The organism is Brevundimonas sp. EYE_349 (genome assembly GCF_023147505.1).
Lineage (GTDB): Bacteria > Pseudomonadota > Alphaproteobacteria > Caulobacterales > Caulobacteraceae > Brevundimonas.
The window spans coordinates 119,916-134,121 of the sequence record NZ_JAHXPB010000009.1 but is presented as its reverse complement, the minus strand read 5'-3'; the positions used below and the strand labels follow the sequence as shown (position 1 = coordinate 134,121).

16 protein-coding genes are annotated in these 14,206 nt (G+C 66.3%); 4 read left to right on the top strand and 12 right to left on the bottom strand.

The features are described 5' to 3' along the window. Positions 1-224: 224 nt before the first annotated feature. The 4 genes from KZX42_RS15430 to KZX42_RS15415 form a co-directional block, all read right to left on the bottom strand. Positions 225-431, bottom strand: coding sequence for a hypothetical protein (locus tag KZX42_RS15430; RefSeq protein ID WP_248120760.1), 207 nt, complete (start codon positions 429-431; stop codon positions 225-227). A 57-nt stretch (positions 432-488) separates the two neighbouring features. Continuing rightward, on the bottom strand, positions 489-779 hold the full coding sequence (locus tag KZX42_RS15425) for a DUF167 domain-containing protein (RefSeq protein WP_248120758.1): 291 nt from the start codon (positions 777-779) through the stop codon (positions 489-491). A gap of 76 nt (positions 780-855) precedes the next feature. Then, complete coding sequence (locus tag KZX42_RS15420; protein WP_248120756.1) at positions 856-1,785, bottom strand: electron transfer flavoprotein subunit alpha/FixB family protein; 930 nt, start codon at positions 1,783-1,785, stop codon at positions 856-858. A 1-nt stretch (position 1,786) separates the two neighbouring features. Beyond that, positions 1,787-2,551, bottom strand: a complete 765-nt coding sequence (locus tag KZX42_RS15415) for an electron transfer flavoprotein subunit beta/FixA family protein (RefSeq protein WP_248120754.1) — start codon at positions 2,549-2,551, stop codon at positions 1,787-1,789. A gap of 116 nt (positions 2,552-2,667) precedes the next feature. Between KZX42_RS15415 and KZX42_RS15410 the strand changes: the two genes are divergently transcribed. Then, positions 2,668-3,012 (top strand): hypothetical protein, encoded by a 345-nt coding sequence (locus KZX42_RS15410; RefSeq protein WP_248120752.1) that lies wholly within the window; start codon positions 2,668-2,670, stop codon positions 3,010-3,012. Between the two features lie 11 nt (positions 3,013-3,023). Here the strand turns inward: KZX42_RS15410 and KZX42_RS15405 are convergent, their stop codons facing one another. Next, entirely contained in the window at positions 3,024-3,596 is a 573-nt protein-coding gene (locus tag KZX42_RS15405; protein ID WP_248120750.1) for a cob(I)yrinic acid a,c-diamide adenosyltransferase, read from the bottom strand. 2 nt (positions 3,597-3,598) lie between these two features. Beyond that, the gene (locus KZX42_RS15400; protein WP_248120748.1) at positions 3,599-3,802 is read right to left on the bottom strand and encodes a twin transmembrane helix small protein; all 204 of its coding nucleotides are present in this window, start codon (positions 3,800-3,802) and stop codon (positions 3,599-3,601) included. A gap of 158 nt (positions 3,803-3,960) precedes the next feature. Between KZX42_RS15400 and KZX42_RS15395 the strand changes: the two genes are divergently transcribed. Both KZX42_RS15395 and KZX42_RS15390 read left to right on the top strand, forming a co-directional pair. Further along, positions 3,961-6,120 carry a TonB-dependent receptor gene (locus tag KZX42_RS15395; RefSeq protein ID WP_248120746.1) on the top strand — a complete coding sequence of 720 codons (2,160 nt, stop codon included), beginning with the start codon at positions 3,961-3,963 and terminating at the stop codon, positions 6,118-6,120. Positions 6,121-6,221: 101 nt separating this feature from the next. Next, positions 6,222-7,376 carry a hypothetical protein gene (locus tag KZX42_RS15390; protein ID WP_248120744.1) on the top strand — a complete coding sequence of 385 codons (1,155 nt, stop codon included), beginning with the start codon at positions 6,222-6,224 and terminating at the stop codon, positions 7,374-7,376. Between the two features lie 6 nt (positions 7,377-7,382). Here the strand turns inward: KZX42_RS15390 and polA are convergent, their stop codons facing one another. The 5 genes from polA to KZX42_RS15365 form a co-directional block, all read right to left on the bottom strand. Beyond that, complete coding sequence (gene polA / locus KZX42_RS15385) at positions 7,383-10,292, bottom strand: DNA polymerase I (RefSeq protein ID WP_248120742.1); 2,910 nt, start codon at positions 10,290-10,292, stop codon at positions 7,383-7,385. A 38-nt stretch (positions 10,293-10,330) separates the two neighbouring features. After that, positions 10,331-10,948 carry a DUF6655 family protein gene (locus KZX42_RS15380; RefSeq protein ID WP_248120740.1) on the bottom strand — a complete coding sequence of 206 codons (618 nt, stop codon included), beginning with the start codon at positions 10,946-10,948 and terminating at the stop codon, positions 10,331-10,333. Next, positions 10,948-11,388 carry a VOC family protein gene (locus KZX42_RS15375; RefSeq protein ID WP_248120738.1) on the bottom strand — a complete coding sequence of 147 codons (441 nt, stop codon included), beginning with the start codon at positions 11,386-11,388 and terminating at the stop codon, positions 10,948-10,950. Before KZX42_RS15375 ends, KZX42_RS15380 begins: the two co-directional genes overlap by 1 nt. 85 nt (positions 11,389-11,473) lie before the next feature. After that, positions 11,474-11,713 carry a zinc-finger domain-containing protein gene (locus KZX42_RS15370; protein ID WP_248120736.1) on the bottom strand — a complete coding sequence of 80 codons (240 nt, stop codon included), beginning with the start codon at positions 11,711-11,713 and terminating at the stop codon, positions 11,474-11,476. A gap of 55 nt (positions 11,714-11,768) precedes the next feature. Further along, a complete protein-coding gene (locus tag KZX42_RS15365; RefSeq protein ID WP_248120734.1) occupies positions 11,769-12,065 on the bottom strand; it encodes a hypothetical protein in 297 nt (98 codons plus the stop codon). Between the two features lie 185 nt (positions 12,066-12,250). On the opposite strand from KZX42_RS15365, the gene KZX42_RS15360 reads away from it, so the two are divergent. Beyond that, positions 12,251-13,225, top strand: coding sequence for an ABC transporter ATP-binding protein (locus KZX42_RS15360; protein ID WP_248120732.1), 975 nt, complete (start codon positions 12,251-12,253; stop codon positions 13,223-13,225). Between the two features lie 75 nt (positions 13,226-13,300). On the opposite strand, the gene KZX42_RS15355 is transcribed toward KZX42_RS15360, so the two are convergent. Then, positions 13,301-14,188: an alpha/beta hydrolase gene (locus KZX42_RS15355; RefSeq protein ID WP_248120776.1), complete on the bottom strand. Its 888-nt coding sequence runs from the start codon at positions 14,186-14,188 to the stop codon at positions 13,301-13,303. Between the last annotated feature and the right edge of the window lie 18 nt (positions 14,189-14,206).

Sequence of the window (14,206 nt, the reverse complement as noted above, 5' to 3'; positions counted from 1 at the left end):
TATTCAAACCAACCCAGGAAAGCAAGAAGTTTTTCAACTCTTTCTTCCCCTCAAAACCCCGGGAAACCAGTCCCCAAGGCCCCGTAGGCCGGCCCGTTTCCGAGCGAGGCAGCCCTATACGGGCACCCCTTTTGCTCAGCAAGAAGAATCTGGAAAAGCGACGAAGATTCTCACGGAATCGGGCTCGGCGAACGCCGCCCGATCCCACCACGCCCCCCGTGGGATCAGGCCCCGCCTAGCCTGGACATCAATGCAGGGTCTTTTTCAGCCAGAGCGACCTCAGCCTCGAACGCCCGCTGCGCCTCCGCTTCGTCGTCGAACAGGCTCGGCCCGTCAGTCCTCAGGCTGACGACGGCGAATCCGTCTTCGCGCTGTTCGAGGGTCACGCCGCTGCGGGCGTGAAGGATTCGCGTTTGCGTGGGGTCGGTCATCGGTCGGCTCTCCGCGTTTCGAAGACAACGCGCTTGGGAGTGGAATCGTCCCGTCAGTCACACGCCGGAAAGACGCTCTTCGATTCGGACGAGGAGTTCAGCGTCATCCAGGCCGTCCAGACCGATCATCTTGAGCCGAGACTGGCCGCCCCGCGTCAGGGCGACGGCGGATTTCGGCAGATCCAGACTGTTGGCCAGAAAACGGATCAGGGCCTCGTTGGCTGCGCCATCGACGGGTCGCGCACGAACGCGGACCTTGAGGATCCGGCGACCCGACGCATCCACGTCCCAGCCGTCGATTCTGTCCATCGCGGCGCCGGGCTGCAGCTTCACGGCCAGGGTCGCCATTCCATCGCTCCCAGATATGCAAAAGGCGCGACATCGTCTCCGACATCGCGCCCTTGGCGGAGTTATCGTCCAGGCGTCAGCCCAGGGCGGCCATCAATTCAGGCACGGCGGTCTTGTAGTCCGCGACAAGGCTGTAGTCGGCGACCTGGAAGATCGGCGCGTCGGGATCCTTGTTGATGGCGACGATGGTCTTGGAATCCTTCATGCCCGCCAGGTGCTGGATCGCGCCGGAGATGCCCACGGCGATATAGAGCTGTGGGGCGACCACCTTGCCGGTCTGGCCGACCTGATAGTCGTTGGGCGCATAGCCGGCGTCGACCGCCGCGCGCGAGGCGCCGATGGCGGCCCCCAGCTTGTCGGCCAGAGGCTCCATCACGGCGTGGAACTCGTCCGCCGAGCCCAAGGCGCGGCCGCCCGAGACGATGATCTTGGCGGCGCCCAGTTCGGGGCGGTCCGACTTGACCATTTCCTCGGAGACGAAGGCGGTCTTGGACGCCTCGGCGCCAGCCACGCTCTCCACAGGGGCCGAGCCGCCCTCTGCGGCGGCGGCGAAGGCGGTCGGGCGCACCGTGATCACCTTCTTGGCGTCCGACGACTGGATCGTCTCCAGCGCATTGCCGGCGTAGATCGGCCGGACGAAGGTATCGGGCGAAACGACTTCGACGATATCGGAGATCGGCGCCACGTCCAGCTTGGCGGCGAGGCGCGGGGCGAAGTTCTTGCCGTCCGTAGTCGCGGGGGTCAGGATGGCGTCGTAGCCGTCAGCCAGCGGAAGGACGGTCGCTTCGACCGCCTCGGCCAGCATCTTGCCCAGACCCACGCTTTCGGCCAGCAGAACCTTGCGCACGCCGGCGATCTTGGCCGCGCTGTCGGCGGCGGCCTGGGCGCCTTGTCCCAAGACCAGAACGTCCACGTCGGACGACAGACCCAGAGCGGCTGTCACGGTCTTGTTGGTGGTGTCGCGAACGGCGGAACCGTCGTGATCGGCGATGACGAGGACAGCCATATTACAGCGCTCCCGCGGACTTGAGCTTGGAAACCAGTTCGGCGGCGTCGGCGACCTTGACCCCGGCGGAACGCTTGGGCGGTTCGGTGACCTTCACGACCTTCAGACGATCGGCGACATCGACGCCATAGTCGGCGACCGCCTTCACGGCGATCTCCTTCTTCTTGGCCTTCATGATGTTGGGCAGGGACGCATAGCGCGGGGTGTTCAGACGCAGGTCCACCGTCACTACGGCAGGCAGTTCAGCCGCAACCGTTTGCAACCCGCCATCGACCTCGCGCGTCACGGTCGCCTTGCCGCCTTCGACGACCAGCTTGCCGGCGAAGGTCGCCTGGGGCCAGTCCAGCAGGGCGGCCAGCATCTGGCCCACCGCATTGTTGTCGCCGTCGATGGACTGTTTGCCCATCAGGACCAGGTCCGGCTTTTCTTCCTCGACCACCGCCTTCAGCAGTTTGGCGACGGCCAGGGGCTCCAGGTCGCTGTCCGACTGGACCAGGATTCCCCGGTCCGCGCCCATGGCCAGGGCCGTGCGGATCGTTTCCTGGGCTTGGGTCACGCCGATGGAGACGACGACGATCTCGTCCGCCGTTCCGGCCGCGTGATGCTCCTTGCCTTCCTTGAGACGAACCGCCTCTTCGACGGCGATCTCGTCGAAGGGATTCATGCTCATTTTGACGTTGGCCAGATCGACGCCCGACTGATCCGCCTTGACGCGGGCCTTGACGTTATAGTCGATCACCCGTTTGACGGGGACGAGTACCTTCATGGGTCTATCCGTGAAATCGCCTGAATGTAGAGGCAGGACATGGAGCGGTCGCGAAGGCCTGTCAACGTAACGCGGGGTCAAGCTGTAGCTGCGATCCTCACCTAACGGACCACCAGATGAAGCGTTTCCTGACCTTCCCCCGCCTGGCGATGATTTTCTTCGGCCTGTTCGGCGTCGCCATCGTGGGGATTTTCGTGCTTCAGGACTATTGGGTCGCGCCGGGCAAGCGGTGCGAGGCGGCCGGCAAATGGTACGACATGGAAAGCCGCATCTGCGCCCAGCCCATCTCCATCGCCCAGATCACCGGCCGTCCGAACGGCGTGTCGCGCGAGGAGGCCTCGGCCGAGAAGAACCGCGAGCTGGTCCGCATCGAGCATGAGCTGGCCGCCGAAAGCCGCGCCCGCGCCGCCGACGCCCAACGGCAGAAGGCGGCCCTGGCCGCAGCGCGACCGGCGGCCTGATCGTAAAAGCCCTAACGGGTCGCGCCCGGCTTCCACTTGATGTCGCCGGCGCCATTGGCGTTGGCGCGACGGGCGGCGACGAACAGATGGTCCGACAGCCGGTTCAGATAGCGTACGGCCGCGCCGTTCACCGCCTCCCCGGCCTCCACCAGACGCACAGCCTCCCGCTCCGCCCGGCGACAGACGGTGCGCGCCATGTGCAGATGCGCCGACAGCGGCGCACCGCCCGGCAGGATGAAGCTGTCCAGGGCCTTGAGGCTCTCGTTCATCCAGTCGATTTCCTGCTCCAGCCGCTCGACCTGGCTGTCGATGATCCGCAGCGCCTCCCACGCCGGGGGCGGATCGAGCGGCGTGGCCAGGTCGGCGCCCAGGTCGAACAGTTCGTTCTGGATACGGCCCAGCATGGCGTCGATCCGGTCGTTCTGACCGCTGTTCAGCCGCGCGATGCCGATCACGGCGTTCAGCTCGTCCACCGCCCCATAGGCCTCGACCCGAGCGTCGGTCTTGGACACGGGCGCGCCTGACGCCAGCCGCGTCTGACCGCCGTCGCCGGTGCGGGTGTAGATCTTGTTCAGCGTCACCATGGTCAGCCTCCCCGCGTCGCCTTCCACACCATGCCGATCACCAGCAGCACCACCGCCACGGCCTGCAGCCCGACGCGCAACCGCATCAGCCGGTTGGAATGGGTCCGCGCATAGGCCCCGCCGCGAAACAGCGAATAGAGACCCAAGCCCAGGGTGATCGTCACGGCGACGATGGCGGCGACGATCAGAAGGTCGAAAATCTGCATGGCCTTGTTCTAGACCCGGATCGCAACCGGGCGCCAGCGCAAGCCTTCGGGCCGGAAGACGATACGGCTCCGCTTGCGACGGATGGGCGCACCCCCCTTGGACGATCTTTGCGAATGCTGTTGAGAGGCGCTCGCAAGTATTTTGGGGCTGTTTCACCATGACGATTTCGACCCGCGCACGCCTGCTGGCTGGTGCTTCGCTCGCCTTCGGCCTGACCGCGAACGCCACCCTGGCGCAGACGTCCCAGCCCTCCAACGCGCAACCGTCGGAACTGGGCGAGATCGTCGTGACCGCCTCGGGCTTCGAGCAGCGGATCAATCAGGCCCCCGCCTCGATCAGCGTCATTCCCCGCGCCGAGATCGAGGAGGTGCGGGCTGTCTCCATCGCCGAAATCCTGAACAACGTCGAAGGCGTCGACACCGGCGCCGCCGTCGGCAAGTCGGGCGGCCAGACCATCAACATCCGGGGCATGGGGTCGGACTACACCCTGATCCTGATCGACGGCCGCCGCCAGAACACGGCCGGCAGCGTCACGCCCAATGGCTTCGGCGAGACCGCCACCAGCTTCCTGCCGCCTGTCTCGGCCATCGAGCGGGTCGAGGTGGTGCGCGGCCCCGTCTCCACCCTTTACGGGTCCGACGCCATGGGCGGGGTGGTCAACATCATCACCCGCAAGATCGGAGACGCCTGGCACGGATCGGCGAGCGCCCATTACACCCTGCAGGGCGACGGGGAGTTCGGGGACATTCGCGGCGGCGACGTCTATCTGGCCGGGCCGTTGGTCGCGGACCGCGTCGGCGTCTCGATCCGGGCGTCGCGCTCGGAGCGGGAGCAGTCCAGGCTGACCTATGAGACCGTCGCGGGCGTCCAGACCCCGGTGTCCGGCTTTGGCCGAAGCGCCACGGCCAACCAGATCTGGTCCGCGGGCGGCCGCGTGGCCTTCAATCTGCATCCCGACCATGACCTGTGGATCGACGGCGACGTGAGCCGCCAATGGTATGACAACTCCAAGGGCCAGATGGGCACCGCCACCACCGCTGGCGGCTATGACAAGTTCCTGGAGTTCAACCGCGATCAGATCGCCCTGGCCCACAACTGGCGCCTGCCGTTCGGCGTGCTGGAATCCAGCTATTCGGTCGCCCGGACCGAGACACGGGGTCGGATCATTCCAAACGGCGTCGCCGGCGCCGGCGGCGGCCGCACCCTGGAGAGCGAGAATCGCATCTTCGACACCAAGCTGTTTTCGCAATGGCGCAACCACACCTTCACCGTTGGCGGCCAGCATTGGGACGCCGAAATGACGGACGGCGTGGTGTCCGGCACGTTCAACCACACCCAATGGGCCGTCTTCGCCGAGGACGAATGGCGCTTCACCGACAGCTTGGCCCTGACCCTGGGCGCCCGCCATGACGACCATTCCACCTTCGGCTCGCACTTCAGTCCGCGCGCCTATCTGGTCTGGAACCCCAGCGCCGTCTGGACCGTGAAGGGCGGCGTCAGCCAGGGCTTCAAGACCCCGCGCCTGGAGCAGTTGGCCTCGGGCGTCAACGGCTTCGGCGCCCAGGGCCGCCTGCCGCTGCTGGGCAGTCCCGGCCTGATGCCGGAAACCTCGACCTCGACCGAGTTCGCGGTCCTTTACGACGATCACCAACGCCTGCGCGCCGGCGTGACCGTCTTCCACAATCAGTTCGATGACAAGATCGCCACCGGCGTTCCGATCGCCAACTGCCTGTTCCGCCTGACCCAGGCTCAGTTCGACGTTGGCGGCTACAATAGGTCTGGCTGCTATGACGTGGGTTTCTACACCGCCTACATCTCCACGGTTCCGACCTTCGGCCAGAGCGTCAACATCGACGAGGCGGTGACGAAAGGGATCGAGGCCACGGCCCGCTTCCGCTTCGACGACGCCTGGACGCTTCAGGGCAACTACACCTTCACCGATAGCGAACAGAAGTCGGGGGCGGCGGCCGGCCAGCCTCTGACCGACACGCCCGAGCATATGCTGAACGCCAATCTGCGCTGGAACGCCACGGATCGCCTGAACCTGTGGCTGCGCGGCGAATATCGCTCATCGCGTTATCGCGGCGCGGGCGACGCCCAGACGGCGCTTGGCGACTACAAGGCCTACAGCCTGTTCCACCTGGGCGGCGCCTATCGGATCGACGACAATCTGACGGTCAACGCCGTCGTCTATAATGTCTTCGACAAGGACTTCGTCAGCCTGCTGCCCTACGGAACCCCGGTGGCCTATGCGCCGGAGTTCGCCAACAACCAGGAGCCGCGCCGTCTGTGGGTCTCTGTCACCGCCGCCTTCTGATCGCGCAATCGGGGATCGCCTAAGGGGCGCCAGGGCGACCCCTGTTCTTTTTTGAAACACCCTAAGCCCTTGGTCACGATTTCGCGTCTAGCCTTGACGACATGACCGATCGCGCCGTCCGCAGTCTTGAACATCTGAAGGGCTCGGCCTCCACCGCGCGGGTGCTGAACCTGCTGCGCGTTTGGCAAGAGAACGGCGACAGCGGCCCGGACGGCGCCGTCCGCAATCCCGAATGGGCCAGCTTCCCTATCTTTCGCACCATGGCGCTGAATCGCGCCCTAATCATAAAACACCGTGTGCGGCGCAACGAGACGGACCTGTTCACCGGCCGCCGCCAGGTTGTGACCAAGGTGGTCATCCCGATCGACGATACCGACCTGAAGACCGGCGGCCGCTACGTCTTCGTCAATCAAATCGGTTTCGAGCGGATGATGATGGAGGCGTTCGGCGTTCCAGCGAACCATCCGGACATCGAGACCCTGCGTCTGATCGACAAACTGCCGTCGCTGGATCCCTTCCTGCTACGCGAACAGCTTCGGCGGGGCGGGCTGGATCCCGCCCCCTGCTATTTCTCGATCAGCGAAAGCGATCTTCAGCGGATGCTGGCCTTCGTGCGCAGCGAGATCGAACCGCTGGTCACCCTCAGCCTGGGCTCGGACACCGTGGCGGTGAACGCGGATTCGGCCGGAAGGATGGCGGCCAAGATTCTTTCAAACACGCCCGGCGATCAGCTGGACGCCCTGCGGCAGACCCTGCGCCTGGCGCCGGAGCAGTACCAGGAGGGCGTCTTCTGCTGGAAAGGCTTCCTCTATTACAAATGGACGCTGGCGGCCCTGCTGAGCGACGTGGCCAACGTCGCCGAGGCTGTCCGCACCATCCGCCCGGTCGGCAAGATCGACCGCGCCGCCAAGGAATATCTGGCTCGCAGCCGCGACGTCCTGCGCGGCCGCATCATCAAGACCTGCGACGAGGTCAGCCGCACCTTGCGCATCTATGACGACGCCTACGCCAAACTGACCCAGGAAGGCCAACCCACCGCCTTCCGCGACTTCCTGCTGGATGCGCCCTCCATGTTCGCCAAGCTGGGCGACCAGTTGGGCGCCGTGCAACACATCGTCAGCTACTGGCGCTTCCGCTTCGGTCCCGCAGCCCCGCCGGTCAACGTGGAAGAGCTGATGGACATCTTCATGGACTTCGAAATCGGCCTCCTGGGCCGCGGCGAAGTCCCAGACGACATCGGCGTCGTCGCCGCCTAATGCTCGTCAGTGGGCTTCGTCCCAGTTGGCGGCGGCGCGGGCGTCGACGACCAGGGGGACGGTCAGGGCGACGGCGGGTTCGGCGGCGTTCTCCATGATGCGGCGGATCACGGGGATGGCGCGCGCGGCCTCGGCCTCCGGCGCCTCGAACACCAGTTCGTCGTGGACCTGGAGCAGCATCCGCGTCTTCAGTCCGGCCTCGGCCAGGGCGCCCGGCATGCGGATCATGGCCCTGCGGATGATGTCGGCGGCCGCGCCCTGGATCGGGGCGTTGATGGCGGCGCGCTCGCCGAACTGACGCTCGGCCCCCGACTTGGACAGGATGGCGGGAATGTGGATGCGACGGCCGAAGACGGTCGAGACGAAGCCGGTCTGGCGCACCTCGGCCTTGGTGCGGTCCATATAGTCGCGGATGCCGGGGAAGCGTTCGAAATAGGTCTTGATATAGGCCCCGGCCTCGCCCTGATCGATGCCCAACTGGTTGGCCAGGCCGAAAGCCGAAATGCCATAGACGATGCCGAAGTTGATCGCCTTGGCGCGACGGCGCGTCTCTGACGGCATACCCTCGACCGGCACGCCGAACATTTCGCTGGCGGTCGCGGCATGGATGTCCAACCCGGCCTTGAACGCGCGTTGCAGCTCAGCGATGTCGCCAATATGGGCCAACAGACGCAGCTCGATCTGGCTGTAGTCGGCGCTGATCAGCACATGGCCGGGCGCGGCGATGAAGGCCTGGCGGATTTCGCGCCCCGTCTCGGTGCGGATCGGAATGTTCTGAAGATTCGGGTCCGACGAGGCCAGACGCCCAGTCGAGGCGGCGGCCAGTTGATAGGAGGTGTGGACCCGATCGGTCTTGGGGTCGGCGGCGGCGATCAGGGCGTCGGTGTAGGTGCCTTTCAGCTTCGACAGCTGGCGCCAGTCCAGAATGGTGCGCGGCAGGTCGTGGCTCAGCGCCAGATCTTCCAGCACGCTGGCGTCGGTCCCCCACTGGCCGCTGGCGGTCTTCTTGCCGCCCGGCAGGTTCAGTTCGCCGAACAGGATGTCGCCGATCTGACGCGGCGAGCCGATGTTGAAAGGCCGGCCGGCGATCCGCTCGGCCTCGGCCTCCAACTCTGCCATGCGCAGGCCGAACTCGCTGGACAGACGTTTCAGTCGCTCGGGATCGATGCGGACGCCCGCCGTCTCCATGTCGGCCAGCACTGTCGGCATTCCCCGCTCCAGCGTCTCATAGACGGTGGACAGGCCTTCGCGCGCAAGGCGCGGCTTCAGGATGCGCCACAGGCGCAGCGTCACGTCGGCGTCCTCGGCGGCGTATTCCGACGCGGGTCTCAGGGCGACGTGCTTGAACGACTTCTGGCTCTTGCCCGTCCCGGCCACCGACTTGAACGGAATGGGATCGTGGCCGAGATGCAGCCGCGCCAGGTCATCCATGCCGTGACCGTGCAGACCGCCCTCCAATACATAGGAGATCAGCATGGTGTCGTCATAGGGCGCGACGCGGATGCCCCGGCGCGCCATGACGGCGATGTCGTATTTGGCGTTCTGCAACACCTTCAGGACCGACGGATCTTCCAGCAGGGTCTTCAGCCTGGCCAGGGTCGTCGGCTTGTCCAGTTGATGGATCGGCTCGCGCGGCTCGGCCGCGTCGCCGAACAGACCGCCCTCGCCCGCCTGCGGCTCATGCTCATGGGTCAGGGGGATGTAGCAGGCTTCGTTCGGCCCGACCGCCAGGGACACGCCGCACAGGCCGGCGTGGGTCGCGGACAGGGCGTCGGTCTCCGTATCGAAACCAACGACGCCGACCTCGGTCGCGCGCGCGATCCAGCGGTCCAGCGCCGCCTCGGTCTGGACGCATTCGTAGGCGGCGTGATCGAAGCTCTGAACCTCGGCCGGACCTTCCACCGCCTGGCCATAGCGCGGCGTGGCCACCGGCGCCGACAGGGTGGGCGCGCGTTTCGGCGCAAAGGCCGACACGTCGCTGGGGCCGGCCTTGCCGTCGCCGACCCGGCGCTGCAAGGAGCGGAATTCCATCGCCTCCAGGAAGGCCGACAGGGTCGCCGGATCGGGATCGCGCACCGCGAAATCGTCGATGGCTTCGGGCGCCGGCGCGTCGCAGGTCAGGCGCACCAGGTCGCGCGACAGCCGGATCTGGTCGGCGAAATCGATCAGGGTCTGGCGACGCTTGGGCTGTTTGATTTCGCCCGCCCGCGCCAACAGGGTGTCCAGGTCGCCGTATTCGTCCAGCAATTGGGCCGCCGTCTTCGGCCCGATGCCCGGCGCGCCCGGCACATTATCCACGCTGTCGCCGATCAGGGCCTGAAGATCGACCATCTTCTCGGGCCCGACGCCGAACTTCTCGAACACCTCCGGCTCGGCCAGACGCCGATCCTTCATCGGGTCCCACATCACGACGCCGCCGCCGATTAGTTGCATCAGGTCCTTGTCGGACGACACGATCACCGCCTCCCCGCCCCTGTCGCGAGCCTTGCAGGCGTAGGTGGCGATCAGGTCGTCGGCCTCGTAGCCGGGCAGTTCGACGCAGTGCACCCCGAACGCCGCCGTCGCCTCGCGCACCAGCGGGAACTGCGGCACCAGATCCTCGGGCGGCGGCGGACGGTGGGCCTTGTACTGGTCGTAAAGGGTGTTGCGGAAGGTCTTTTCCGAGTGGTCGAAGATGGCGACCAGATGGGTGGGGCCATCCGCCCCCTTCATATCCTTCAACAGCTTCCACAACATGTTGCAGTAGCCCTGGACCGCGCCGACTGGCAGGCCGTCGGACTTTCGCGTCAGCGGCGGCAGGGCGTGATAGGCGCGGAAAATATAGGCCGAGGCGTCGATCATCCACAGCCGCAGCGCGGGGCCGTCCTGCGTCAGGGGGCGGTCGTGGTCGATCTCGGGAGCGGCGGCTTCAGTCATGGCCGGAACATAGGCGGCTGGAGCCTCCGCGTCAGCCGCTAGAATTCCTTCCAGCTCGATCCCGGGTCGCGCTGCCCAGGCTGGGCCTGCTGCTGGCCCCAGGACACCATCATGAAGGCCTTGTGGCTACGGATGCGATAGGCGCCGATCATCGGCGTAATCGCCCCCAGCGGAGCGCCGGTCTTGGCCTCATACAGAAAGCCCGAGAACTCGGCCACGCCCACCCGGTCGCGGTGGCTATAGACCGACAGCTCAGGCAGGGAGACGACATTGAAGGTCTCGTTGATCGGGATGCGCATCTCGGGAATGCCGAAGACGCGCCGCATCTGTTCCAGCGACAGGGCGCCGGCCCGGATCTCGAACACGGCGTTGGCCTCGTCCCTGTTCCGGGCCAGGCTGAAGCCGGCGTCGGAGATGGCGCCGCGCATGGCGCTGACGGCATAACGGGCGCCTTCGCCCTGGAAATAGGCGTCGTCCACGAACACCGAAGCGCCCAACGGCAGGGGCAGGACCAGACCCTCTATGGCCCGGTCGGACGCCCGCGCCAGCAGCAGCTGCTCGGTCGCCGTGCGGCCCGTGTTGCTCTCGGTGGTCGAGGCGCAGGCCGATAGGGCCAGCGCCGCGGCCGACAGGGCCGCGACCGGCCGCCACCGCATCACCAGACCCCGGTGTTGGGCATCGAAGCCCACGGCTCGGCCGGCGCCAGGGGTTCGCCTTCCTGAAGCAATTCGATGGAGATGCCGTCAGGCGAACGGACGAAGGCCATGTTGCCGTCGCGCGGCGGCCGGTTGATCGTCACGCCGCCGTCCATCAGCGTCTGGCAGGCGGCGTAGATGTCGTCGACCTTATAGGCCAAATGGCCGAAGTTGCGGCCGCCCTCATAGTCTTGCGGATCCCAGTTGAAGGTCAGCTCGACCTCGGGACAGCGTTCCGCCGAAGACTGAGCCAGGTTCTTGGGCGCCGCGAGGAAGATCAGGGTGAACCGGCCCGCCTCGTTCTCGGTGCGGCGCACCTCCTGAAGGCCCAGAAGGTCGCAGTAGAAACGCAGCGAGGCGTCGATGTCCTTCACCCGGACCATGGTGTGCAGATAACGCAAGGGCGGGGCTCCATCCGAACAGGGTTTCGGCGATCCCTATAGACCCGGACCGCCCGACATCCGACTGAACTGAGGTTACGACCTCTTAGTGCGCCTCGGCCGCGCGGGCCGCCGGGCTCAGGTATTCGTTCTCGTCGTGCGGATGGGCCGACAGGACGAAGCGGCGGTCGCAATAGCCGCATTCGATGAAGTCGTCCTCGCCCATGTCCATATAGACCAGCGGATGCCCCAGGGCCCCGCCGCCGCCGTCGCAGGCCACGCGCTTGGTCGAGACCACGATCTCTTCGGGCGGCGGGATGATGGCGTCGGAATGGCGGGGGGGCATGGTGCGGTCCGATGTGGCAGGCTTGCGCGCTTCCTAGGCGGACCTGCCCCCAAGGTCAAACCTCGGACGCCGCCGCCGCGCGCCGACCCAGAAGGCGGTTCAGCATCGCCTTGCGCTTCTTGAACAGCGTCAGCCCCAGGCAGGCGGCGCCGACCCACAGACCGATCTCGCCGATCAGCAGGAGGGCCGCGCCGACGATGGCCGCATGGGTCATGTCGATCTGATCGGTCTTGCCAGCCCAGAGCGCCAGACCCCCGCCCACATAGCCGATGGCGCAAACGCCCATGGCGACAAAGCCGATCAGGCGAGTGCGGGTCCACTTGGGCGGGGTCTGAATTGCGGGAACAGTCATGGTCGTCTCCATCAAGTGGGGTTGTCTTTATGACAAGCACGCTAGACACAGCACACGGCAAAGTCAAGCGACATTGACATCCGGTCGCGTACGCTTGTCATGCAGTGGTCCAGACACAGGTTGGCGAATGCGGCCCCGCCCCCTACCTATGCCGCTCGCCGTCCTGCCCGAGTGAATAGCCGACCATGTCCGAGACCTACGCCCTGCCCAACAACGCCATCGAGGTGCGGGGCCTCAAGAAGACCTATGCCGGGTCCAAGAAGGCCGCGCCCAAGACGGCGCTGCGCGGCGTCGATCTGGTCATTCCGCGCGGCTCGGTCTTCGGCCTGCTGGGACCCAATGGCGCCGGGAAATCGACCCTGATCAACATCCTGGCCGGGGTGGTGAAGAAGTCCGAAGGCGCGGTGAAGATCTGGGGCCGCGACATCGACAAGGAGCCGCGCGACGCCGCAGCCGCCCTGGGCGTGGTGCCGCAGGAGATCGTCGCCGACGTCTTCTTCACGCCGCGCGAATCGCTGGAGGTGCAGGCGGGCTTCTACGGCGTGCCGAAAAACGAGCGCCGCTCCGACGAACTGCTGGCGGCGCTGGGCCTGTCGGACAAGGCCAACGCCTATGTCCGCGCCCTGTCCGGCGGCATGAAACGCCGCCTGATGGTGGCCAAGGCGCTGGTGCATAATCCGCCCATCCTGATCCTGGACGAGCCGACGGCCGGCGTGGATGTCGAACTGCGCCGCCAGCTGTGGGCCTACGTCCGTCGCATCAACGAAGAGGGCGTCACCATCGTCCTGACCACCCACTACCTCGAAGAGGCGCAGGAGCTTTGCGACACCATCGCCATCGTCAACCGGGGCGAGGTGGTGGCCTGCGAGCCGACGCCGCAGTTGCTGCGACGCCTGGACAGCCGCAATGTCGTGGTGACGCCCGAGACGCCCCAGGCGACGCCGCCGGCGCTGGCGGGCTTCGAAGTCACGCCCCGACCGGGCGGCGCCTTCGCCGTCGCCTACAAGAAGGGTCAGTCGTCGGTCGAACAGGTCATCAACGCCGTGCGCGCCGCCGGTGTGACCATCGCCGACATCACCACCGAAGACCCGGACCTGGAGGACGTCTTCCTGGCCCTGACCTATGGCGACAAGTCCCGCGTCGATCCGACGAAGGACTGACGGCTAAAGGCCGTCCTCGCTCCTTATCCAGCCCTATGGCCTGACCCGAGGATGATGAGGATGGCGAAGTCCCTCTCACTGAACCTCAGACAGAAACGCGAAGATCGCCGCCCGGGCCTCGGGCTCGTCCAGCATGGGCGCGTGACCGACGCCGGGGACCTCGACATAGACCATGGACGGCGCGGCCTTTTTCATCCTGTCCGCGATCTCGGCGCTGAGCAGATCGGAGTTTCCGCCCCGCACCAGAAGGGTGGGCTTCTTCTTCGCCAGACGGCGGAAGTCGGGCCACAGGTTCGGAACCAGCGCCTTGGCGCCCGCCGCTCTGATCGGCACGGCGATGTCGGGATCATAGTCCAGACCGATCTCGCCGTTCGGATGCTGGCGGAAGATGCGCCGCGCGAACCCATCCCAATCGGCGTCCGAATAATGCGGGAAGGCCACGCCGTTGATCCGTTTGGCGTAGGCGGCGGCGTCGGCCCAGGTTTCGATCTCGACCGGCTGACCGCTGTAGCCGGCGATCCGCGCCAGACCTTCGGCCGCCACCTCCGGGCCGATGTCGTTGAGGATGGCGGCGACGACGGCCTTGGGCCTGGCCGCCGTCAGGGCCATGGTGATCAGCCCGCCCATCGAGGTGCCGAGGAAGACCGCCCGACCGATCCCCGTCTGATCCATCAGGGCCAGCACGTCCTGGGCATAGACATCGGGCGTATAGGTCATCGGATCTGGCGCGCGATCCGACAGGCCGCGCCCGCGCACATCGACCGCCAGCACCCGCCGCCCGCTCTGGGCCAGCAGGGGCGCTATGGCTTCGAAGTCGGCGCTGTTGCGGGTCAGGCCGTGGATGGCGATGACCGGTGGCCGGGCCACGCCCGGAGCCGGAGCATAATCGCGTGCAAACAAGCTCAGCCCATCCGGCGATGTCCAGCGACGTTCAACAAAGGCCACGGGCGTCTCCTTCAGCAACACGCACAGGCCATATAT

Bases quoted from the DNA above. Each gene is read 5' to 3' on its own strand.
- KZX42_RS15430 (WP_248120760.1), bottom strand. From the start codon at position 431: ATGACCGACCCCACGCAAACGCGAATCCTTCACGCCCGCAGCGGCGTG.
- KZX42_RS15425 (WP_248120758.1), bottom strand. From the start codon at position 779: ATGGCGACCCTGGCCGTGAAGCTGCAGCCCGGCGCCGCGATGGACAGA.
- KZX42_RS15420 (WP_248120756.1), bottom strand. From the start codon at position 1,785: ATGGCTGTCCTCGTCATCGCCGATCACGACGGTTCCGCCGTTCGCGAC.
- KZX42_RS15415 (WP_248120754.1), bottom strand. From the start codon at position 2,551: ATGAAGGTACTCGTCCCCGTCAAACGGGTGATCGACTATAACGTCAAG.
- KZX42_RS15410 (WP_248120752.1), top strand. From the start codon at position 2,668: ATGAAGCGTTTCCTGACCTTCCCCCGCCTGGCGATGATTTTCTTCGGC.
- KZX42_RS15405 (WP_248120750.1), bottom strand. From the start codon at position 3,596: ATGGTGACGCTGAACAAGATCTACACCCGCACCGGCGACGGCGGTCAG.
- KZX42_RS15400 (WP_248120748.1), bottom strand. From the start codon at position 3,802: ATGCAGATTTTCGACCTTCTGATCGTCGCCGCCATCGTCGCCGTGACG.
- KZX42_RS15395 (WP_248120746.1), top strand. From the start codon at position 3,961: ATGACGATTTCGACCCGCGCACGCCTGCTGGCTGGTGCTTCGCTCGCC.
- KZX42_RS15390 (WP_248120744.1), top strand. From the start codon at position 6,222: ATGACCGATCGCGCCGTCCGCAGTCTTGAACATCTGAAGGGCTCGGCC.
- polA (WP_248120742.1), bottom strand. From the start codon at position 10,292: ATGACTGAAGCCGCCGCTCCCGAGATCGACCACGACCGCCCCCTGACG.
- KZX42_RS15380 (WP_248120740.1), bottom strand. From the start codon at position 10,948: ATGCGGTGGCGGCCGGTCGCGGCCCTGTCGGCCGCGGCGCTGGCCCTA.
- KZX42_RS15370 (WP_248120736.1), bottom strand. From the start codon at position 11,713: ATGCCCCCCCGCCATTCCGACGCCATCATCCCGCCGCCCGAAGAGATC.
- KZX42_RS15365 (WP_248120734.1), bottom strand. From the start codon at position 12,065: ATGACTGTTCCCGCAATTCAGACCCCGCCCAAGTGGACCCGCACTCGC.
- KZX42_RS15360 (WP_248120732.1), top strand. From the start codon at position 12,251: ATGTCCGAGACCTACGCCCTGCCCAACAACGCCATCGAGGTGCGGGGC.